Origin of the sequence: Mucilaginibacter galii (assembly GCF_014635825.1) — a bacterium.
Lineage (GTDB): Bacteria > Bacteroidota > Bacteroidia > Sphingobacteriales > Sphingobacteriaceae > Mucilaginibacter > Mucilaginibacter galii.
Window position 1 is genome coordinate 149,845 of record NZ_BMDO01000008.1, and the last position, 23,815, is coordinate 173,659.

At 42.3% G+C, this 23,815-nt stretch carries 12 protein-coding genes; 2 read left to right on the top strand and 10 right to left on the bottom strand.

What is annotated here, in order from left to right:
* Positions 1-3,210, top strand: a complete 3,210-nt coding sequence (locus IEV61_RS14675) for a glycoside hydrolase family 2 TIM barrel-domain containing protein (RefSeq protein WP_188417788.1) — start codon at positions 1-3, stop codon at positions 3,208-3,210.
* A 113-nt stretch (positions 3,211-3,323) separates the two neighbouring features.
* On the top strand, positions 3,324-4,661 hold the full coding sequence (locus tag IEV61_RS14680) for a glycoside hydrolase family 28 protein (RefSeq protein ID WP_229747155.1): 1,338 nt from the start codon (positions 3,324-3,326) through the stop codon (positions 4,659-4,661).
* A 216-nt stretch (positions 4,662-4,877) separates the two neighbouring features.
* On the opposite strand, the gene IEV61_RS14685 is transcribed toward IEV61_RS14680, so the two are convergent.
* The 10 genes from IEV61_RS14685 to IEV61_RS14730 form a co-directional block, all read right to left on the bottom strand.
* Positions 4,878-7,445: a beta-N-acetylhexosaminidase gene (locus tag IEV61_RS14685; protein WP_188417790.1), complete on the bottom strand. Its 2,568-nt coding sequence runs from the start codon at positions 7,443-7,445 to the stop codon at positions 4,878-4,880.
* A gap of 30 nt (positions 7,446-7,475) precedes the next feature.
* Positions 7,476-9,728, bottom strand: a complete 2,253-nt coding sequence (locus IEV61_RS14690) for a GH92 family glycosyl hydrolase (RefSeq protein WP_229747156.1) — start codon at positions 9,726-9,728, stop codon at positions 7,476-7,478.
* A 48-nt stretch (positions 9,729-9,776) separates the two neighbouring features.
* Positions 9,777-10,925: an exo-alpha-sialidase gene (locus IEV61_RS14695; RefSeq protein WP_188417792.1), complete on the bottom strand. Its 1,149-nt coding sequence runs from the start codon at positions 10,923-10,925 to the stop codon at positions 9,777-9,779.
* A 26-nt stretch (positions 10,926-10,951) separates the two neighbouring features.
* Entirely contained in the window at positions 10,952-13,072 is a 2,121-nt protein-coding gene (locus IEV61_RS14700; protein ID WP_188417793.1) for an alpha-L-fucosidase, read from the bottom strand.
* A gap of 2 nt (positions 13,073-13,074) precedes the next feature.
* Positions 13,075-15,321, bottom strand: a complete 2,247-nt coding sequence (locus tag IEV61_RS14705) for a family 20 glycosylhydrolase (protein WP_229747157.1) — start codon at positions 15,319-15,321, stop codon at positions 13,075-13,077.
* Positions 15,322-15,391: 70 nt separating this feature from the next.
* Positions 15,392-17,224 (bottom strand): glycoside hydrolase family 35 protein, encoded by a 1,833-nt coding sequence (locus tag IEV61_RS14710; RefSeq protein ID WP_229747158.1) that lies wholly within the window; start codon positions 17,222-17,224, stop codon positions 15,392-15,394.
* A 2-nt stretch (positions 17,225-17,226) separates the two neighbouring features.
* Positions 17,227-18,645, bottom strand: coding sequence for a glycoside hydrolase family 125 protein (locus tag IEV61_RS14715; RefSeq protein WP_188417882.1), 1,419 nt, complete (start codon positions 18,643-18,645; stop codon positions 17,227-17,229).
* A gap of 36 nt (positions 18,646-18,681) precedes the next feature.
* On the bottom strand, positions 18,682-20,601 hold the full coding sequence (gene nagB / locus IEV61_RS14720; protein ID WP_188417795.1) for a glucosamine-6-phosphate deaminase: 1,920 nt from the start codon (positions 20,599-20,601) through the stop codon (positions 18,682-18,684).
* A 151-nt stretch (positions 20,602-20,752) separates the two neighbouring features.
* On the bottom strand, positions 20,753-22,207 hold the full coding sequence (locus tag IEV61_RS14725; protein ID WP_188417796.1) for an alpha-L-fucosidase: 1,455 nt from the start codon (positions 22,205-22,207) through the stop codon (positions 20,753-20,755).
* Between the two features lie 21 nt (positions 22,208-22,228).
* Positions 22,229-23,443 carry an ROK family protein gene (locus IEV61_RS14730; protein ID WP_188417797.1) on the bottom strand — a complete coding sequence of 405 codons (1,215 nt, stop codon included), beginning with the start codon at positions 23,441-23,443 and terminating at the stop codon, positions 22,229-22,231.
* Positions 23,444-23,815 lie beyond the last annotated feature (372 nt).

Genomic DNA, 23,815 nt, shown 5'->3' on the forward strand with positions numbered 1-23,815 from the left:
ATGAAATTAAGATCATCGTTAACAACAATAGCTCTTTGTTTAATAACCTTTGCAACATATGCTGCAAATGAAAAAAAACTATTAGCAGATACTAATTACAGGAAAGACTTACCGCCCGAAATTGAGAACCCTGAATGTATAGGTATTAATAAGTTACCTGCACATGCCACTTTAATGCCTTATGCTAATTTAAAAGAAGCATTAACAGCTAATCGGCATGCATCAAGCTATAGTCGCAGCTTAAATGGCAATTGGAAATTTAACTGGGTTGCCTGGCCAATTGACAGACCCGTTGATTTTTACAAAACCGATTACGACGTATCAAAATGGAAAGATATTGCCGTACCGTCTAACTGGGAAATAAAAGGGTATGGTACTCCATTTTACCGCAATATTGGTTATACTTTTCAAAAGGATTTTCCAAGGGTGATGAGTACTCCACCAGAAAAATATACCGCCTTTAAAGAGCGAAATCCGGTGGGCAGTTATCGCCGCGATTTTGAGGTTCCGGCCACTTGGAAAGGCGGACGCATTTTTATCACCTTTGATGGCGTAGATGCCGGATTTTTCTTGTGGGTTAATGGCAAAAAGGTTGGTTACAGCGTAAATAGCCGCAACGCAGCCGAATTTGATATTACTAAATTTGTTAAAACCGGTAAAAATATGCTGGCTGCTGAAGTATACCAGTATACATCGGGAAGTTACCTCGAAGATCAGGATATGTGGCGTCTGCATGGCATTTTCCGTAATGTTACCTTATGGAGTAGTCCAACCCAGCACATTCAGGATTTTATGATAAAAACTGACTTGGATGCGCAGTACAAAAACGCCGTAGCCAATATATCAGCAAGCATCAAAAACTATGGAAGTAGTGCAATTGGTTCACAATCACTGGTTGCATCCTTATACGATGGTAACAGGCTTATCACAACTGCGCAGGTAGCTCTAGGTTCAGTTAAGCCTGGCGGTGAGTTGCCTGTCAAGTTAAATTTCAAAGTAAATAGCCCGCTTAAATGGACTGCCGAAACGCCTAAGCTATATACAACAGTACTCCAACTTAAACAAGGCAGCAAGATTATTGAAACTGTTTCCACGCGCACAGGCTTTCGGGAGATTGAAATTAAGGGAAAGATATTCACGGTAAATGGAGTGCCCATTAAGTTGAAAGGCGTAAATCGTCATGAAAACTGGCCCGAAGTAGGGCATGCAGTAACCGAGGCACAAATGATACGTGATTTGGAGGTGATAAAGCAAGGTAATTGCAACCATATCCGTACCTGTCATTATTCTGATGATCCGCGTTGGTATGAGTTATGCGACCAGTATGGTATTTATTTAGTGGCCGAGGCTAATGTGGAGTGCCATGGCTTGCGCAATCGCTTTAACGAAGATTCCACCATAAAAGCAGCCATAGTAGACCGCAACGTGGCTAACGTTCAAAGTTTCAAAAATCATGCATCGGTAATTATATGGTCGTTAGGTAATGAGTGCGGCACCGGTGGAAGTAATTTTTTAGCAGCACTTAGAGCTATAAAAAGCATTGATAAAACGCGCCCGACACATTATGAGGGCTTTGGCGTGGGTGCACAAAACCCTGCCGATCTGGATAGTAAAATGTATTCGCCTATTCTACCTTATGAAAACCCGAGTGCAAAGCAAAAAGTACTGGCTTCGGTAGAGTTTACGGCGACAGATAAAAGCCTGACCAAGCCTTTTTACATGTGCGAATTTGCCCACGCCATGTTTAATTCTATGGGTTCGTTAAAAGAATATGGGGAGGCTATAGATAAATACCCGTCTCTTTTAGGCGGCGCTATTTGGGAGTTTCAAGATCAGGGTATATGGAACAGGCGTGACCCCAACCATCCGATACTTGCTTTTGGAGGAGGTTTTGGTGATTTCCCGAACGATCATTATTTTATTCATAAAGGCGTAGTAGCATCAGACAGGTCGGCTAAACCGCATTATCCGGAAATGAAGCACGTGTTTCAATGGATAAGTGTAACGGCTGAAAACCTGCAAAAAGGAACGTTAAGAATTAGAAATAAATTTCAGTTCATTAGCCTGAATGGTTTCAAAGCAAGCTACACCATTACCAAGAACGGCGTTGCCGAATCTTCGGGAAATATCAACATTGATAACATCTTACCACTTACAGAAAAAGTGGTTAACATTCCCTACAAACCATCAACATTTACCCCGGGTGCTGTTTATTATTTGCGGCTGTCTTTTGTACAAGCCAATGACGAATTGTGGGCCAAAAAGGGTTATGAAGTGGCTTCTGATCAATTTGAGCTGCCGGTAAGCAAAGTGCTGGTAGCAGCGTCGACAACAGCAATACCGCCCTTATCTTATAAAGATGCCTATGGTAACATTGCGGTAAGCGGAAAATTATTCAGTTTGCTATTCAACAAGGCAAACGGAGCCATAAGCAGCATTACCAATAATGGTGTAGAGGTATTGCAAAAAGATGGTGGCCCAAAACTGCACCTGTGGCGTGCACCACATCAGGAAGACGATATTTACGCCAACAAGGGGTGGGATAGCACTGGCTTAAAACAGTTGGTATGGAAACCCGCCACCATTACCGTAAAACAAATATCTGCCTCGCAAGTAAACGTAGCTGTAAATTTAGTTGCTAAGGGTAAAAATAACTTTACGGTTAATCATAACGTAGTCTATGAAATATCAGGCGATGGAACTATTAACGTGAACAACGATATTAAAACGAATGCTCCTGACTTAGTTATTGCCCGCTTGGGAGTTCGCCTGTTTCTTAACAAATCGTTTCAGCAGTTTAATTACTTTGGCAGAGGGCCGATGGAAAACTATTCGGACCGTAAAAGCGGATCGGATGTTGGCCTGTATGGCAGTACCATAATGCAGCAGTTAACTCCTTACGAAAAGCCAATGGAGTGCGGTAACCATGAAGATGTGCGCTGGGCTTCGGTTAAAAACAGTACGGGTAACGGGTTCAAAGTGTTGGCAAATGACAATGTAATACAGGTTTCGGCATTGCCCTACAGTGATGAAGAACTGGCACGCACCGAATACCGTATGGATTTACCGGAAAGTACCGCGACAGTATTGAATATAGGTTACAAAACTTTGGGTGTAGGTTCAAACTCATGTGGCCCAACACCAATGCCACAATATACCGTTACCGCGAAGCCTGCTTCATTTGGTTATACTATTAAACTATTTCATTGATCTTCAACATGTCTATAAAGAATTTTTGGGTTAGATATAGTGTGTTATGCGTTTGTTTGTTATGCATAACGAGCATTCACGCCCTTGCACAACAACAAGGGATTTACAATATTGTGAATTTTGGCGCAGTAGCCAATTCCCAAAACGATAATGCCAAGGCAATTCAAAAAGCTATTGATGCAGCATCGGCATCAGGTGGTGGAAGGGTTGTGGTGCCCGCTGGTGGCGTGTATATGGCAGGGCCTTTTGACCTAAAATCGAACATTGTATTTGAAGTTGAGGTGAACGCCTGGGTATTGGCCAACCCCGACGAAAAAATTTACACGAAGAGCGCGTTCCGAGATAATAAGGGCGAGGGAACTATTTGGATTGGAGGCGAAAAACTACAAAACGTTACTATTTGCGGTGCAGGTACTATAGACGGCAATGGTATCAGCTTTATGGGTGCCGAGCTCGATGACTCGTATGTGCTCAAACCATTCCAGGTGATTGATCCGCGTCCGCACCTGTTAACCATTGTGGGCGGTAAAAATATTCGTATCCGCGATCTCACTATTCGGAATTCTGCTTATTGGACGGTTCACCTAATTGGTTGTGATGATGTGGCCATTGATAATATTACCTTGCTCAACAGTCTCAAGGTGCGCAACAGCGATGGGATAGACCTTGACCACAGCAAAAATGTACGCATCAGCAATTGTTATATAGAATCAGGGGACGACTGCATTTGTCTTAAAAACAGGCGTGAGTATGAAGAATTTGGCGTTTGCGAAAATATCGTGGTAAGCAATTGTACCATGACCTCGCGCTCGTGTGCCATTAAGATAGGGTCTGAAAACATGGACCGTATTAGCCACGTGCTCATCAATAATTGCATCATCAAGAAAAGCAACCGCGGTATCGGCATTCAAAATCGCGATGAAGGAACTGTAAGCGATGTGATCTTCTCCAACATTATAATCGATTCACATTTATTTTCGGATGTATGGTGGGGCAAGGCCGAGCCTATTTATGTAACGGCCTATCGCCGGGCTAAAGGCAATAATAAAGATGCCGGGTGGCGTTTTCCGAAAGGGCAAACCGAGGGAAGAGTTGGAGCGGTTAACAATATTTATTTCAGCAATATAAAATGCGTGAGCGAAAACGGCATCTACGTAGGTGGCGAAACTGCAGAAATGGTTTCGAATATTGTTTTCGACGGAATAGATATCACCCTAAATAAGACTACTGCCATAGCCGGTGGCGTATATGACCGCAGGCCAAGCCAGGTAGAAGGATTACTTAAGGTGAATACGTCAGCATTTTATCTTGATAATGCCAATCATATAAGAATCAGCAATAGCTCGGTTAAATGGGGTCCAGATCGTCCTCCTTATTTTGGAAAGGCAGTTGAAAAAAAACAAGTGAGTGATTTAAAGATAGATCACTTGAGCGTAGCGCCTAAGCCTTAATTTAGGAGCAGATCGTTAAGGGGGTTAGAATAATACTGCATAATTATCTTTCGCCGGTTTTAAATTATATCGCATCTGACTGCTGGTTGCAATATTTAATGGGTATTATAGAAACTGATGGGTTTGGCAACAGTTCTTTGGCTTTCGGATTTTCAATTGGAAACTTTTATTATAGCATAAAATTTGTCATTTCCTGTTTCTACTTAAGATCAAACCCTAATTCACCACCGAAGTCGCGTTGCCTCCTCTGCCTATCGTATCGAATACACGAAATGATATCTTGCCTTTAACTTTGATTGGTTCTGTATAGATTTTACTTGATGAAGTTGGTTCGCCGCCATCTACTGTATAACGTATAATCATACCCGGAAACTGATTATTAACCTTCACTAAACCATTTTCAATTAATGCACCTGCGGTGGGTATGCGGTATTGAAACCCGCCGGCATAGTGGTTTAACCGGGGGAGTTCTTTTTTAGTCAATACATTGCAAAAAGTTGCCCAAGCTGCATCGTACATCAATTTGCTTTTTTTTTGATCAGGCTCCGTTGCCCATTCAGGGTCTTTGGCCCATGCTCTTTCTGCAAGGCCCAGTAGCTTTGGTAAAAGCATATACTCCATTCTAGCGGGGCTCCTGGCTGTTTCACTCCATAACTGACCTTGTATGCCTGCTATGTTAGCTCTTCCTTGCTCGGTTAATGCTTCTTCTTTAGCTAAAGCAGCGGTAGAATACTCGTTCCCCATGGCATTTTGAGTAGTATTTTTAAAGTAGTTATAAGGGATGAATTTGAAAGGCTTATCAACGTCTGTAAATCCGCCCCAGTAATAGCCGGGTTCCTGATATGACTTTTGGTAAGCCAGGTCAAAATACAGGTTAGTAACGCACGATAATATAACCGGATAGCCCGCATTGGCCAGCCTGTAAGCCAAATCTTCGGCGCCCCAGCCCAAGACATTATTCCATACATACATGTGGAAGTTTTGGTCGGCAAAATCGGTATTGGGTATCTGCTTTCTGGCACCGTTAACAACCACTTTTCTTAACGCCGCTTCTTCCCAGGCTGAAACATAGAGGTTGCGTTTTTTTAAAATTTGATTTACTTTTTTGAAGTAATAGTACCACAGGTCATCTGTTGTTTTAACCTCGGGCGATGTAGCAAATATTTTTTTAGCAGCGGGCGATTTTGTCCACACACCGGCGGGAACTTCATCGCCACCAAAATGAATAGTTTTAAGAGGGGCACCCGCTTCCTGATACATTTTAATAATATCATCGGCAACGGTGGTTATAAAATTATAGGTGGATGGCAGTGATACGTCAATAACGTTATCGTTCCAATGCTGTACCGAGCTGTATACCGAACTATCATTATAATCATGCAGCAGGTAGCGTTCGGCCTCAGCCATGTCACTGCCTTTAAACTTATTATAACGGGCATCCATTGATTTTATGGCGGCTCTTGCATGTCCGGGGCTTTCAATTTCGGGTATTACCGTGATGTGGCGTTCATTAGCATATTTTAATATTTCTATAAAATCGGCTTTGGTATAGTAGCCACTGCCATAAGGGTTATTAACATCAGGGCCTGATGCATACGCCGGTTGTAAATGATCTGTATTGGTTTCTGTATGTCCTCTTTTTGCGCCTACTTCCGTTAATTCGGGTAAGGTAGGTATTTCAATCCGCCAGCCTTCATCATCATTTAAGTGAAAGTGCAATGTGTTTAACTTGTACAAACTCATTAGATCGAGCACCTTTAGCACCTGCTTTTTAGAATGAAAGTTACGGGCTACATCCAGCATTAATCCGCGATATCCAAACCTTGGTTCATCAGTTACCAATACACCGGGTACCGTAATACTTTGCATCTTACCAAGCCATGCCTTGCCCGGTAATAGACTTTTTAGTGATTGTATGCCATAAAAGGCTCCTGCGCCGGTGCTGGCCGTAATTACAATACGATCAGCATTTACCTGAAGCTCATATGCCTCGGGAGCCATGTCTGCTTTTTTATTTAAAGAGATGATCTTGCCCGGTTTAAAAACGGCGCTTGAAGACGGCACTTTAAATAGTAAGGCCAGCTCTTTTTTAAGATAAGCTGCTTCCTTGCCGAATAGGGCATCGGCTAAAACCTGGGTATGGCCATTTAAATGAAACGGTAAACCACTTTTTTGAAAGCTTACCGGCGTAGGAAAAATTCTGGGTAACTGATTTTCTGGAAGATCTGTAATAAGTTCATTTTGTTTATATAATGCCTCAGGTGTAACTACGGGTATCTCATCCGTAGCTAAACGTTGTAGTTGCCGTGGTTGCGTAGAAGGCACTTGGCTAACTTTGGTAATGGTAGTAAAAGAGCCGGGCTTACTGTCGTCTTCATAGTAAAAACCTTCAGGCGCATCGGTTATATTTAGTGCCCAGGCATTGGCAATAAGAGGAATTTGCACCGAATCATTTGCAGCCAATCTTTTAAAATTGGATTTAGGCGACATACGAAAATAGTCACCGTTGATATGCTCAATTTTTACCGGACCGGCTACAGACTCTTCAACCACTTGCCTTGGAAAGGTGAAGTATATTTTCCAACCCGTGGCCGGCATTGGCTGTTTGCCGGTGTTTGTTATAGTTAATGCCGATTTAAATTGTGGTTTGCCGTTATAACTGTTCTGCAAAACTTCCCACTGTATCTTGAGGTCTGCAGCGTTAAATGTATTAACCTTTACCTGAGCCCTTACTAAAGCTGTTAACGATAATGTTAAGATTGTTAAAGCAATTGTTTTTTTCATGACCACTGGTTTGTACCGGTTAATATTATACTATGGCTTAACTGAATAGGGGCGGTCTTGTTGTAATTTACCCCAGTTTAAATTTGGTTTATTCCCCATCTCAAATACAAGCAGTCCGCCTTTCAGCAAATCGGCATGTGTAATGTAAGACTTAGTATAGCTTTTACCGTTTAATGTTACCTGTTGAATATAGATGTTCTTGTCGCTATTGTTATGGGCTACCATACGGATAGATTTTCCTCTGGCTAATTTTATGTTAGCCTCATTAAACAATGGGCTGCCAAATACATAATTGCCATTTGACGGGTTTAGCGGATAAAAACCCAGTGAAGAAAATACATACCACGACGACATTTGTCCCACATCTTCGTTACCTATAATGCCATCAGTTTTGTTAGTGTAGAAGTTTTTTAAGATGTATCTTACTTTTTGGGCAGTTTTCCAGGGTTGACCGGCGTAGGGGTACATATAGGTAATATGATGGCTTGGCTCATTGCCATGCGCATATTGGCCTATTAAACCCGATATATCGTTAGAGGCCTCGGCACCCATGTTGCCCTTTGCAATAAACAGCGAGTCGAGCTTTTTAATAAAGGGTTGTTCGCCGCCTTGTAAAGCTATCAAACCCTCTACATCCTGGGGTGCCAGCCAGGTATATTGCCAAGCGTTACCCTCTGTATAATCATCTTTACGGTGGCGCGATTCAAAAGGGCTAAAAGGCGTGCGCCATTCTGTTGCCGATAGTCTTCCACGCATAAAGTGTGTTTGCTTATCAAAATAGTTTTGGTAGTTTTTACCACGTTTGCTAAAATATTGATAGTCGGCTGTGTTGCCCATCTTTTTGGCCATTTGGGCAATGCTCCAGTCATCAATAGCATATTCTAACCCCATGGCTACAGACTCTACCACACTGTCTGCAGGGATATAGCCTAACTTCTTTACAAAGTTTAATCCCAAATCGTCGCGCATGGCGGTTGCCTTTACTGCTTCATAAGCCAGCTTAGCATCAAAACCTTTAAAGCCTTTTAAATAGGCATCTACTACAATTGGCACGGCACTATAACCTACCATGGTGTTGGTTTCGTTACCCATAAGGTGCCACATAGGTAGTTTGCCTTGCTGCTGATAAATAGCCAGCATAGAATTAATCATATCATTAACCCGCTGGGGCTGTAAAATAGTGTAAAGCGGATTAGCAGCACGGTAAGTGTCCCATAATGAAAACGTGGTTAAGTTAGTAAAGCTGGCTTTAGGGTAAACCTTTTTGTCTGTGCCCAAGTAATCGCCATTATGGTCATTAAAAATGGAAGGTGCAATTAGGGTATGATACAATGCTGTGTAAAAAATAGTCTTCTTGCTCTCTTCAGCAGTTTTTATTTCCACCTTTTGCAGTTCTTTGTTCCAGGCCGCATCTGCTGCTGCTACCGTTTTATCAAAGTTCCAACCGGGTAGCTCGGCTTTAATATTGGCCAAGGCGTTAGCCGTACTTACGGGAGATATGCCTACTTTAACAAATACTTTTTCGCCTGCGGTGGTGGCAAAGCTTAATACGCCCTTTACTTTTCTGGCTTCCAGCTCGGTACCTGTTTGTACTGCTGTACTATCATAAACTGAAAAGTTTTTTATCTTTTTTGAAAACACCGCAGTAAAGTAAATACGTTGGTCTGCGGCCCAGCCCGCAGAGTATCTGTAGCCGGTTATCGTGCTATCATTAACCTGCCTGATAGCTGTTTTTATTGGTCTGTCCCAACCTATGCCTTCTTGTAAGTCGATTATAATATTTGACTGGGCAGATTTAGGGAACGTATATTGATGAAAGCCCACCCGTTGTGTTGCTGTTAATTGTACGCCAATATTGTAGCGATTTAATTTGACAGCATAGTATCCCGGCCTGGCAGTTTCTTGCTGGTGACTGAACGTGGATACATAACCACTTTGCATATCTTTTAAGGTGCCCTTACTAACCTTTACAGGGCCGGTGGTGGGCATAAAGGAGATATCGCCTAAATCGCCAATACCTGTGCCGCTTAAATGTGTATGCTGAAAGCCAACAATAGTAGAATCGGAAATATGGTAGCCTGAGCACCAATCCCAGCCTTGAGAAATATTGGTAGGCCCTAATTGTACTGCGCCAAAAGGTACGTTTGCGCCCACGAAAACATGGCCGTGAAAGCCGGTGCCGATAAATGGGTCAACGTATTTTGTAAGGCTTGATTTTGGCTTTTGCTGACTAAAAACCGGTTGCGTTACCGTGAGACCGGTAAATAAAACGGTTGCCGCCAAGAATAAATTATTTACAGAGGTTATAATGGGTATTCGCATAGTAATGGCTTAATGCAATTGGTTAATTTTAAAGCGTAAAATTTCGATAGATTCTTTTTGGCGGGATATAATAACATACATATATCCATCTTTAACTAACGTATGAGGATAGCCGTATTGGCCACCTTTCCATAGCCCTTCTTTTTTTAAATGGTACACTTCATCACTTATAATGTAATTGTGGTTAAATAGCTTGCCATCATCTGCAACACTTATTATAAGTGGATTGCGGTCATAATGGTGCAGCGTATCTGGTATACCTACATAATAAACTTTGCCGTTGGGCAAGTGCCCAAAATGGAATTTACTGTCGTTATCGCTAAATGCGGTTTCTACAGGTTTTGACCAGGTTTGGGCATTATCTTTACTCTCGGTAAGCCACAAGCGGCCTTTCCAGCCCTGGCCGGTAACGCGTAGCAGCATGTGTATTTTGTTATCGGGGGTTTGGTAGAATGACCCCTCGCACAGCGGTGGGAAGCCATTTACCTTGGCGGGTGCATAAAATGTGGCAGAATTATCTTGTTTGTATAAATCTCTCGCATAAAAGCTATTGTATTTCCACACGCCAACGCCAGAAGCATCATCGGTATAAGGAAACATGAAGTTGCCGCTAATTAGCAGGCGCCCGCTTTGCAGCCTTTGCGGGCCATGATTGGGTATTAGCGGAACATGCAGATCAATAGGCTTGCTCCAATGCACACCATCGGTAGTGGTTTTTGCCCACAGCTTAGTTTGCGTACGGTGTTTGGTATATTCACCATAATAAGCAACCAGGGTGCCCTTATGTTCATACAAGCCGGCAGCTGTTAATACATTTAAAGTATCGTTTGTTGTGGAAGGGGTTTGTAATACTTCAGGGGCCGACCAATGCTTAAAATCTGTTGATGTGGCATATACTACCCGTTGACCGGGCGAATCTTCATCTTTAAAACCGTTTGACCATAATGCTATAAGTTTTCCTTTGAAACTTATAATAGCCGGATGATGGGAGTACAACCACGAAGTATCATTGGGCGTAAATATCATACTGCGCTCAATTTCTAGCTTAGGCAAACCTTGCGGCGTATGGTAAGTATTCTTAATAGCTGGTTGCTGGGCATAGGTGTTTATGTAACAAAAACCTATTAAAATTAAACTCAACAACCGGATGCTTTTCATGTGTTATACTGTATTAAATGCTGTTCCTATTTTTCGATCAAGCCAATTTCGGCCGCGGTTGCACCATTGCCATTAATTACATGCAAGGCTTTAAACTTAACAAACCGTACGTTAACCTGCTGTTTAAACTCAACTATTTGCTCAATAGGGTTAGATTTAATGTTAGAGAATTCGCCCTGCGCAACCTGCTGCCAGTTTTCACCATCGTTACTGGTGAAAAAGGCATACTGGTCAACCAACCCTGCCGTCTTTTTGTCCTGGCGCGGCAAATAGGTAAAGCCTTTTAAGTCTGCCGCCCGGTTGATGTTTATAACTAACTCGGCTGGTAAAAACTGTTGAGTTGTATCGCTTTGCAGGGTACTCCATATGGTGTTGGGGTCATCATCTATAGCAAATGGTGCTCTTGTGCGTGCAGCGTTTTGACCAATAATTACTTTCCAATCACCCTTACTTAAGTTAAACTGACGAGTGGATACCTCGCTTTGCTGGTTGCCATCAATAGCTAATGCCTTTACTAAGCCACCGGCAGGTAAACTGATAGGTTTAATATAAACAGGAGATCTTAAATTTGGTAAGCTGCCGTTGAGCGTGTAGTGAATAGCAGATACAGGCGCACCGGTAGCAATGCTCACGTTACCGGAAATATCGCGCTTAATTACCGGCGCTGTTAAATGAATGGGTTCTTTATATAATCCAAAGTCGCTCAATGCAATGCACACCGGCGATTCGGTTATTTTTAATCTTACTTTATTTGTAGTAATATTTTGTGGCAAACGGATTAACCTGTTAGCTCCTATGCTGGTTGCTGATGCAATTTCTTTCCAGCTTCCGTCCATCCATGCCTCTACTGCAAAGGCACGAATGCGTTGGCCAAGCTTTATGTTTTCGCGAAGGCGAATAACGTTGAATGTTTTCTTACCGGCTAAAGTAAGTGTCAATTGAGGGTTCGTCACCTGGTCGTCTGTAGCCCAGTAGGTATATCTGCTTTTGTCAAAAAGGTTTTGAGGGCCAAAGCTTTTTGAGCTTTTTGCCCGTACATTGCTTGCCGTTAGCGTTGCTCCTGCTGCCAGGTTAGTGGCAAAAGTTTGTTTCAATACTTGCCCGAATTTTTGCAGCGAGGTTACATCTTCGGGATTAAGTAAGCCTTGTGGGTTGGGCGATAAACCCAGGTCTAAATTAGCACCCCGGCCAACGCTATTGTAATACAAGTTAAGCAATTTGTAAGGCGACTTTACCTGGCTGTTTTGGCTTGCATGGTAAAACCAGCCCGGTCTTAACGATACATCGCACTCTGCCGGCATCCAATGTTTACCATTTAAAGTGCCTTCGGTGGCCAGCTCATATTTCGAATATCCGTTTGCGGGTTGTTTGCCGACATCAGGTGCTTCAGGATCATAGGTTGCCCAGCAGGTTTCGCCGGCATAGCCTTCTTCATTTCCTACCCATCTTACATCAGGGCCAACATCGCCAAAAATAGTAGCGTCGGGCTGCATTTTTCTGGTAATTGCCCAAGTACTATCCCAACCATAATAAGTTGTCCGGTCAATTTTGCGTACTTCACGTGCTCCGCCATAGTAGCCATCACCGCCGTTAGCACCATCGTGCCACGAAATAAATAGCTTGCCGTAACGGCTATACAATTCTTTTAGTTGCCTGCGGTATATTTCCACATACTCCGGCTTGCCGTAATAAGCGCTATTACGATCCCATGGAGAACAATATAGCCCCATCTGCATACCCAAGGTTTGGCATGCCAGCTGGTAGGCTTTAACCATATCGCCTTTGCCGCCTTTCCAGGTACTCTGGCTAATGTTGTGTGGGGTTGTTTGAGTTGGCCATAAGCAAAGACCGTCATGGTGTTTAGCCACCACTACAATGCCTTTAAAGCCACCTGCTTTGGCTGCGCCTACAATTTGCCCGGCGTCAAATTTAACCGGGTTTATAAGTTTAGGATCTTCATCGCCGTAGCCCCATTCTTTATCTGTATAGGTATCAACCCCAAAATGTATAATGCAATACATTTCCATTTCATGCCAACTCAACTGGGCCTTTGACGGAAGCGCACCATATGGCTTAGGCGCTTTTTGAGCAATAGCGCACATTGCAGATAGAGTGCAAAAACTAGACAATAGCAGTTGTTTACGCATAATTAATGTTTTAACCAACTGTCCGGAACTTCGGCAGGTTCAGAACCGTTAATACTGTACTTAAGCTTCAGCGTATAGCCACCGCCGCCCTCTACAAAGTTTAGTTCAATGGGCTGCATTCCTTTTTTTAACGCAACCTGCCCGCTTTTTTCAATAGGGCCGTGCCAGCCATCATTGTTTACCACTTCGCGTTTGGCAATGTTAAGTATGCCACCATCATCGCAGGTTAAATAGAAGCTGTAGATGCCATCGGCAGGAACGTTTAAATAACCTTCATACCTTAAGCCAAAGCTTGGAGCCTTAACAGCCGTCGGCACCACAACGCTGTTTACGGTAAATACCTCAGTAGCTTTAACCGCAGCCATTAACTTAGAGCTTTTGTACGAGCCCGGGTAATAACTGCATAACAATCCGCTTTCAACATTGGCTTTAGCTTCGGGTTGGGCCAGTGTTTGTTTAGTATAGTTTAAATTATATACATCGCCCGCGGTACCATTACTTTTAAAAGCAGCAAGCCTTATGTGCACTGGCTCTTTAATAACAAAGGGTCTATCCAGCACCTTAGCATTTGCATTGGGCAGGCTGCCATCGGTAGTATAATGTATGGTAATATTTTTCAACGAGCTTTTTAGGTCCAATACGGTTTCATCGGTAAATACGTTTTGCTCTACCAAGCCCTTAAAATCGGGCAGGCGATAGTTGACCTTTAAATTGTTCAGGCGTTCGTAATGTTCTTGTAAGCGCTGTAAATAAGACGTGTAGCTGGCTTTGTCGGTCCAAAGGTTTTCGGCCAGGGCAGTCATACGGGGCATGTACATATAATCGGCCCTGTTTTCGCTCGGTATATATTCTGTCCATAAGTTGGCTTGCGCACCTATGATGCCCTTTGCTTCGTTAGCGGTTAAACCGGTGGGTATAGGGTTAAAATGATATACATTGTATACAGAGTTTTGATCTGGTGGGGTGTCAAAGTACAGCGGGCTACCCGGTGTCATGATTACCTGATTGCCATTTTTGGCAGCTTCAACCGGTGCTTTGGGCACCCATGAGCGCCAGTACATAATTAATGCGGTTTTGCTTATTCCGCCTTCCAGAATTTCGTCCCAACCAATAAGCTTACGGCCTTTGGCGTTAAAGAATTTTTCCATGCGGTTAATGAAATAGCTTTGTAATTGAGCAGTGCTGGTAATACCTTCTTTTTGCATCAATGCTTTACAAGCATCAGATTGTGCCCAGGAGCTGCGGTCTACTTCATCGCCACCTATGTGAATATATTTGCTTGGAAAGATGTCCATGATCTCGGTAAATACATTTTGCGCAAACTCGTAAACCTCTTCGTTGCAAGGGCAAATAGGCGTAGTAAACAGTTTACCCCACTTGTTTTGACCATTACAGGTTAAAAACGGATACGAGTTTATAGCCGCCATCATGTGGCCGGGCATATCAATTTCAGGAATAATATCAATATGGCGTGCTGTGGCATAAGCTACCACATCTTTCATTTGCTTTTGAGTGTAAAAGCCGCCGTAAAGAGTTTTACCATATTTTTTTATGATGTGTTTGGGGTCGATAGCCATATCAGGATTATCGGCCGATTTTTTTATACAAATAGAGTCCTGGTTGTTAAAAGTACGCCATGCACCTTCTTGTGTTAATTTTGGATACTTTTTTATTTCAATTCTCCAGCCCTGGTCATCTGTTAAATGCAGGTGAAACTTATTGAATTTATAGAGGGCCAACAGATCAATAAACTTTTTAAGATAATTTACTGAGAAAAAATGACGCGAAACATCGAGGTGCATGCCGCGCCAGGCGTAAGCGGGAGCATCTTCTATGTTAACCGATGGTAAGCTTAATGCACTGAAAACGCCGGTTTGCTTACCTTCAATACCTGCTGGTAATAGCTGCCTAACCGTTTCAACGGCGCGAAACATTCCGGCTCCTCCCTTGGCCCATATCGTAACCTGCTGCGGTGTAATAGCCAGGCGGTACCCTTCGGCCGCGGTGATGGTAGAATCGTTTACTAAACGAATAGTGTTATTTGCCTTTGATGTACTGCTTACTGCTAGCTTATTGCTAAAAATGGCATTAAGTAATGTGCTTTCATTTTTATACTTAGAAGCAGCTACAATAACGGTTTTAGCATTTATGATAAATGCCCCATTACCCGCTACAAGTTTTTGTGGATACGGAATGATGAGGTAACGTGCAGGCTGTTCCTGAGCATTTACTAATGTACTGCTTACCAAAAAAAGGAGTAATGCGACCAGTAGCCTTAAATTGAATGAACTCGTAATTTGCATAATGCCTTTATAATTATCAAATGTTTTGATTTAGAATGCTGTGATCTAACGCTTGTAGTTCATGGTGGCCAGATTTAAGCTGGTCAAAGATCACTATCTCGTTTTTGCCTTTTTTTAACCATGACGCCGGTACGTAAAGCGTTTGCTGCGGACCAATTTGCCAGTATTTACCTAAGTTGTGGCCATTCAAAAAAACAAACCCTTTACCGAAAGAATGCATATCAAAATAGGTATCTGCCACCTTGCTTAGGTTGAATGTACCTTTGTAAAGTACGGGTTGTGTAGCTTTCAAAGCCTGAGAATTAAACTTGAAGGTTTGTAAGACGGTAAAGGGCAAGCGGTACATTTTCCAATTATGCACTACTGTATGGTTTAGGGTAACATATTGTGTAATGCCTTGCCTGTTATCGGTTAGAAAGGGGCCATAGTTTATACGTCCGTTATTTTCAACCAATATGTCAAGGGTGACGCTTTTATCAATATTCTGCAATAGCAGTGAGTCTTGTTTCAGGCGACGGTCAAGTGCGCCTATTCGTTTGCCGTTAATGTACACAATGGCAAAATCGCGGAGATCTTTAAGCTTTAACAGCCCGCTTTTGGCAATGGTTGTGCGGTATAATACAAAGCCATAAGCCTGGTTAAGGTCTTCAAAGCACAAAGGTGTTTCAGCTATGACTGGTTTTGGCAAATAATTAAACACATTGGCATAACCGGTTAGTTTTATATTGCTAATGGCTATAGAAGGCTTGTTTTTAGGTACCGGTGGTAGTTTTTGGCCTGCAGGTAAGTGTTTGGTAATTACTTCTCTAAACTTATAATATTTTGGTGTGGCATTACCAGCTTCATCAAGTGGGGCATCATAATCGTAACTTGAAACTTGTGGCGCGTATGGATTGCTTTGATTCATGTTAGCACCATTCATGAAATCTCGCGTGGTACCGCCATGAAACATATACATGTTAATGGAGATACCTGCTCTTAAAATTTTATCCAGCTTTTTTGCCGACTCATCGGCCGATACGGTCGCATGCTTTTTGCCCCAGTCGTCAAACCAGCCCGGATACCATTCGGCAATGTAATAAGGCCCTTTGCCGTTATGATATTTGTTAATTAACTGCTTTACTTGCGCCGGGTCTTCCAGTCCGTTTACCGCAGGCAAATAGCCCGGCAGATAACCTTTTGGCATTTGGTCGGCGCCATCGCAGGTAAACAATAAGCCATCAAAGCCGGCATTACGGAAAATTTTGCGGTTAAGATCCATGTAACTCTTATCGTCGCTGTAAGAGCCATATTCATTTTCAATTTGGATCATGAGAATATTACCGCCATGCGTTACCTGTAAGGGCGCCAGTTGTTTAGCTAACTGGTTAATATACCGTGTGTAAGCGCCAATAAATTGAGGATCCTTGCTCCGAACTTTTAAAGTGCTGTCTTTTAGCAGCCACCAGGGGTAGCCTCCAAATTCCCATTCGGCACAGGCATAGGGGCTTGGCCTGAGCACTACCCATAAACCTTCTTGCTGCGCGGCCTTCACAAATTCGGCAATGTTGTTATTGCCCGTAAAGTCATATTTGCCAGGAACTACTTCATGTGCATTCCAAAAAACGTAGGTGCCTATGGTATTTAGCCCCATGGCTTTTGCCATCTTCATTCTATCGTGCCAGTATTCTTTTGGAACACGTGCACAATGCATTTCGCCAGAAATCATTTGGAAGGGCTTACTGTCCAGCATGAAGGTAGAATCGCCTAAGGCGAAGGTGTGGCTGGTTTGTGCTACTGCTTCTTGATTGCCTAGAAGCAGGAATACGACACTTGCGCAGCTAAAGAGATAATTTAACGCTTTTTTCAAAATTAGCTATTTAACAGGTGAGGAGTTTGTCGATAGGTTTTCCACAAAAACTCTCCAAAAATGGTGTTTGACCATGCAAACCAACTCCGGGTAAAGTCTTCGGGACGATTTTTATTAAACGACTCATGCATAAAGCCGGTGCCGGCATGGGTGGTCTTAAGCATGGTTATGCATTGTTTAATTTCCTGCTCATTAGTGCTGGTTAACCCTCTGCTTATGATACTTAGCGGCCAAATCATATCGGGCTTGCCTACATGAGGACCGCCTATGCCTTCGGCAATAGTGCTTTTGTAGAAAAATGGATTGCTATCTGATAATACGAAGCGACGGGTATTCTGATAAATAGGGCCCGTTGCTTTTACCGCATCCAGATAGGGCAGGGCAAGTAGACTTGGAATGTTGGCATCATCCATGAAGCTGTGATTGCCAAAGCCATCAACTTCAAAAGCGTAGATATTACCAAACTGCGGATGGTTATAAATTGCATGTTTTTGCAGCGCCTGTTCAACCTCGGTGGCCAAAGCCTGAAGGTTGTTAGCCAGTTGTTGCTCTTTTAATACCTGCATTATTTCGGCAGCTTGCTTTAAGCTAACTACCGCAAAAAAGTTGGAGGGTATTAAGTAAGGATATATGGTGGCATCATCGCTGGGGCGAAACATGGAACAAATTAAACCTGTAGGTTTAACAGGGAAACCATAACCACCTATTGGCAAAGTATCGGTAGGGGTATGGGTATTCCGCTGAAAATGGTACGGGCCACGGCTGGTTTTACGTTGCTGTTCTATAAACGTATTTAAGATGAGCTTGATGCTGTTTTTCCACTGGGCATCAAATAGGGAGGTGTCGCCGGTATTTTTATAATAATGGTAAGCCAAGCGTATAGGGTAACATAACGAGTCAATTTCCCATTTACGTTCATGAACACCGGGTTTCATGTTAGTGCTATCGGTTTTCCATTCACTTACCTTGCTCTCGTCTTTATAAAAAGCATTGGCATAAGGATCTTTTAAAATACATTGTGCCTGACGGTTAATAACCCCAGCAACCATTTGCTGTAATTTCTTGTCTTTCTTAATTAGACTTAAGTAGGGCCAAACCTGGGCCGAACTATCGCGCAACCACATGGCGTCAATGTCGCCGGTAATTACGTAGGTGTCTGGCTTGCCTGGATTGTTTTCAAAGAAAACAGTAGTGTCAAGCGTGTTTGGAAAGCAGTTTTCAAAAAGCCAGGTGAGCTCCTGGTCTTTAACGTTTAATTTAAAGTCTTTAATGGCATCTTCAACAGCCTTGCTGGTAAAATTTCGTTTAGCCAAAGGCGGCCTGTTACTCACTTTATCAGCAGCAATTGCTAAAACCGATTTGCTTAAAAATAAACCGGTAGTTAGCACTCCTGCCTTTTGTATAAAATCACTTCTCTTCATCATGTATCTGCTTAGAGCCAGGTTTATTGTACTGCTTTAGAACTTATATTGTACAAATGCCTCCATTGCTTCATATTCGGCAAGGCCTAATTGATTATAGCGGTTAGCCGTTTCGCGGTTTCTGTCTTCGGCCCTTACCCAAAACTCGCGGTCATCATCACCCGGGAATACCGGCGTATCTTTTTGCGACTGATGTTTGAAGATAGCATGACGCTTACGTAAAACTTCTTGAGGCGAAAGCGGTACAGCCATTTCAATTTCATGGGTTTCAAACTCATGCCAAGCACCGCGGTATAACCATAGCCAGCAATCTTTCACCCATTCTTCGGTTTGTTTAAGGCGTTGCAAGGCTGCTAAAATTATATTGAAGCAAACTACATGCGTACCATGAGGATCGGCAAAATCTCCGGCGGCAAATATTTGATGGGGCTTAACTTTTTGTAAAAGCTCCATTGTTAATTTGATATCTTCTTCGCCTACTGCGCTCTTTTGGGTTTTACCGGTTTCGTAAAACGGCAGGGCCATAAAATGAATATGATCATCGGGTATGCCCGCATAGCGGCTGCCTGCAATGGCTTCTGCTTTACGGATAAAGCCTTTAACATTACGTATCTCCTGCGTATCTATCTGGTTGGGTTGTTTGTTTTTCATGAAGCTGGTCATGTCTTCATAAATGGCTTTAAGCTTGGCACTGTCATCGCCAATGCTATCGTTAAAGTCAATGGCAAATTCTACATAACGCAATACATCATCGTCCCAAACCGCCGTGTTACCCGAGGTTTGGTAAGCCACATGTACATCATGACCTTGGTCTACCAGGCGAATAAATGTTCCACCCATAGAAATCACGTCATCATCGGGGTGTGGTGAAAAAACAATAGATCTTTTTTGGGCAGGCAGGGCACGTTCTGGGCGCTGCGAATCGTCGGCATTGGGTTTTCCTCCCGGCCAACCGGTAATAGTGTGCTGTATCTGATTAAATATGTCGATGTTAATGTTGTACACCGGGCCTTGCTCTACCGCCAGCTGTGCCATACCGTGGTTGTTATAATCTTCTTCGGTAAGCTTTAGCACTGGTTTGCTTAATTTACCAGCCAACCAAATCACCGCTTTCTTTTTAAGTTGATTGGTCCAAATGCAGTCTTTTACAAGCCAAGGCGTGTCAAAACGCGTTAACTCCGATGCTGCGCCTTCATCCAACACAAACTCTACCTGACCGGATAGTTGCAGGTAGGTAGCCGGTACTTCGCCAGAAATTTCGCCTTCTACGGCTTTTTTAATGATAGGTGCCTTTTTTTGACTCCATGCCATTAAAATAATTTCACGGGCTTTAAAAATGGTACCTATACCCATGGTAATAGCCTTAGCCGGTACTTTTTCTTTACCGCCAAAGTCGCGTGAGGCATCGCTGCGGGTTAAATCATCTAAGGTAACCACCCGGGTGCCCGAATTTGGTGCCGAACCAGGCTCATTAAAGCCAATGTGGCCGGTACGGCCTATACCAAGTATTTGTAAGTCTAACCCGCCTAACTGCTCAATTTGTTTTTCGTAGTTTAAGCAAAATGCAGCTACCTCATCTTTGTTGAGCGTACCATCGGGGATGTGAATATTTGCAGGATCTATGTCTATGTGGTTAAACAAGTTCTCCTTCATAAAAGTCACATAGCTTTGGGCAGCATCGGGCTTCATGGGGTAGTACTCATCTAAGTTGAAAGTGATCACATTTTTAAAGCTCAAGTTCTCCTCTTGGTGAAGTCTTACCAATTCCTGGTAAACCTTTATAGGAGTTACTCCGGTAGCTAAGCCTAACACGGCAGGTAGTGCACTATCTTGTTTGCTCTTTATTAAGCCCGCAATTTTTCTTGCTACCTGTTTTGATGCAGTTTGCTGATCGGGGTATACCGTTACATGTAGCTTTTCGTAACGGGTTTCTTCTAAAAGATTTAAACGTGACATGAATTTTCAGATATGTAGGTGATTCTTATTGGGTATTGGTGAACTATAGTTGCGAGATTTAGGCGCTTACTAGTTAAGTTAATTTTATACAGTTATAAATCGTATTTATGATCTATATGAGGTTAAACTCAAGTAGTGAAATAATATATAATTATTTGTACTCTATTTTTAAACCTGCAGCCTGTTTTAACCTGCTATTTTTTTGTATGCTTTCCGGAATGCTAAGATCAATACCGTCAGAAACTGGTGCCCATTTAATGTTTTGTGCCAAGCCAAGTAAGGTTACTCTTTTTATACCTTTTGCATTGTTGAGCTTGACATGAAGTTGGGCAGGTATAGTAACCATTTCTGTATCACTTAATAAGTAAGCGTAAATTGCCTTTCGATTTTTTGACTGTGTAAAATAAATATTGTTATCTGAATAAGGAGCAATAGACCGCGAGCCATAGATGCCTTCGCCATTTATTTTTATCCATTTTCCTATACCTTCTAAGCGTTTGTAGGCTTCTGGGTCCCAATCCCCTTCAGGGCCAGGGCCAATATTCATGAGCAGATTACCACCTCTTGATACGATCTTAATAAGCAGCTGTACAATTTCTTTGGTAGACTTGTAGTGATCGCCCGGAACATAGCTCCAGGAGTTACCCATAGTTATGCAGCTCTCCCATGGATGATCGAGCGGCTGAGTTGGTACTTCCTGTTCAGGCGTTGTATAGTTTTCGTAAGGGCCTGCAACTGTACGGTCAACTATAATTAACCCAGGTTGATTTTGCCGGGCCATGGCCGCAATTTTTGGCATATCAATATCTTGGTTAAACTTAATATCGCGCTGCCAAACAATGGTTGTGTCTATTGTTTTGCGCGGCCTAACCCATCCGCCATCTAACCACAAAATATCAACACCACCATACCCGGTCATGAGTTCCTGAATTTGATTATAGGTAAACTCTTTAAACTGGTTCCATTTTTCGGGATATTTAGCCGGGTTATAATTAACGTTACGGTCTTTAGGTGGAAAGTATGGCCACCAGTAATAAGGCGAGTGCCAGTCGGGCTTAGAAAAGTATGCGCCGATTAAAAAGTTTTGCTTCCTGAAAGCATTAAATATCTCCTTGGTAACATTAGCCCGCGGGTTAGATGCAAAAGCAGTTTGAGGATCTGTAATCTTATAGTCGGTTTGCTTGGTATCAAACATGGCAAACCCATCATGGTGCTTGGTGGTAAACACCATATATTTCATTCCGGCATCGTTAGCAGCCTTTACCCACTTTTCGGGGTTGAACTTTTGCGGATTGAAAGTTTTTGGTAAGTTTTCGTAAGCTTGCTTGTACTCATTATAATTAGCACCATACGGGCCTTTGCGTTGAGTCCAGCCTTCATCTTCCGGACAAATGCTCCAGCTTTCTACCACACCCCATTGGCTGTAAGTGCCCCAGTGCATAAATAGTCCAAACTTAAGATCCTGCCAGTTAGCAAGCTTTTTTTGCACCAGTACATCTATGGGTGCCTGGTACTTTTTAGAAACTTCGTGTACCTGTGCCTGCACATTAAAAGCCAAGGCATAAATAAGCATTACTGTTAAACTGAGTTTAGTACCGGATGTCATGCTACTGAACATAATTATATATTAAAGATCAACGGATAACTCTTTTTTTAAAGCATTCATCTTTGCTTGCAAAGGCTTACCTATATTTTCTACAACCAATGCACCACCGCCGATAATTTGAGCTTTACTGTTTAAATTAGATACCAGCAGTTCGGTGTCATGCGCCAGGCGCGGAATACAATGCTCGTTTATAGCTTGCTGAATAGGGGACAGCCACAATTTACCCACCATACTGCCTATGCCACTCAATACGATTGATGCCGGGTTTAAGATGTGAATAAGTATAGCAATGCCTTGCCCAACGTTGTAAGCGGCTTCCGAAATCAGCTTTACCGATAATACATCGCCTTTTATGGCTTCTGTCATTATCGCATTGGCATCAATTTCCTCGTAACTGGATAGGCTGCTTATCTGACCTAAATTAAGCTCGGCTTTAGCTTTACCAATGGTAGCTATAAATGATGCTTCGGTTTCAAGGCAGCCATGTTTACCGCAGGTGCAAAGCTTTCCGTTCTTAACTAATGGGATGTGGCTAAATTCGCCGGCTAAACCGCTATGCCCCCTGAATATTTTACCATCCATGATCATACCCAAGCCAATACCCCAACCCAGGTTAACTATCATCGCATCTTTTTGATGCATGGCAATACCAAACTTTAATTCGCCCAGGGCTATTGCTGTTGAATCATTTTCTAAAAACACCGGCAATAGAAGTTGATGTTGCAAGTAATCTACCAACGATTGGCCCTGTACATCCAAGAAAGTATAATTAATACCCTTAGCAGTGTCAATAAAGCCTGGCATAGTTAAGCCCAGGCCTAAAATTTTGTTTTTTTCTATAGCCGAACTCTTAACGTAATCGTTGATAAGGTTAAATAAAGAATCAACTTTTAAAGTAGCAGTATTAAGCTGATGTTGAGCAAGCGCTGTGATAAAGTTATTGTTCATATCCATAAACACCAGTTGCATACTATACTGATTCATGGCTACTGATAATATAAAATGCGTATCAGTAATTAGGGAGTAGTGCAAAGGTTTACGACCGCCACTTGAAATAGCATAACCATTTTCTTTTACATAGCCATCGGCAATTAACTCATTTAGAACCTTAATGGTGTGAGGTATGCTTTTACCAATGTGAGCACTTACTTCGGTGCTTGTTAAAGACTCATTATAATATAAACTTTTAATGGCTTTAGCATTCGTATTCAAAATGGAGGACTTTATTTCGGGCATTGCAGATTTTATATTTTACATAATTAGCCATTTTTAATAAATAAAAAAGACTTTTTTAAATTTTTAAAAAGTTTTTGCTTTTCAGAGAATTAATAACTTATTTTAGACAATCATTTTAAATTAAACTTATCTATTCTTAACATAAGCCGCTTTTAAGGTTGTAAAAATGAGAATTTCATACCGAGAAAGCATTTACAAACTTAAAATGATAAATAAAGAGCTTGTTGAATTAGCATTTCAACCATTTAGCGTTTCGAAGCAAGTTATCAAAGTATAAAATACACCTTAAGAGCAGTAAGATGAAAGACGCAATACCTTAAGCCTCATTAAGTCGACACTCCTATATGTCGATAATGCAGTGATGATTATCAT

Excerpts from the sequence above, each read along its gene's own strand:
- IEV61_RS14675 (WP_188417788.1), top strand. The coding sequence starts at position 1 with ATGAAATTAAGATCATCGTTAACAACAATAGCTCTTTGTTTAATAACC.
- IEV61_RS14685 (WP_188417790.1), bottom strand. The coding sequence starts at position 7,445 with ATGAAAAAAACAATTGCTTTAACAATCTTAACATTATCGTTAACAGCT.
- IEV61_RS14695 (WP_188417792.1), bottom strand. The coding sequence starts at position 10,925 with ATGAAAAGCATCCGGTTGTTGAGTTTAATTTTAATAGGTTTTTGTTAC.
- IEV61_RS14700 (WP_188417793.1), bottom strand. The coding sequence starts at position 13,072 with ATGCGTAAACAACTGCTATTGTCTAGTTTTTGCACTCTATCTGCAATG.
- IEV61_RS14715 (WP_188417882.1), bottom strand. The coding sequence starts at position 18,645 with ATGAAGAGAAGTGATTTTATACAAAAGGCAGGAGTGCTAACTACCGGT.
- nagB (WP_188417795.1), bottom strand. The coding sequence starts at position 20,601 with ATGTCACGTTTAAATCTTTTAGAAGAAACCCGTTACGAAAAGCTACAT.
- IEV61_RS14725 (WP_188417796.1), bottom strand. The coding sequence starts at position 22,207 with ATGACATCCGGTACTAAACTCAGTTTAACAGTAATGCTTATTTATGCC.
- IEV61_RS14730 (WP_188417797.1), bottom strand. The coding sequence starts at position 23,443 with ATGCCCGAAATAAAGTCCTCCATTTTGAATACGAATGCTAAAGCCATT.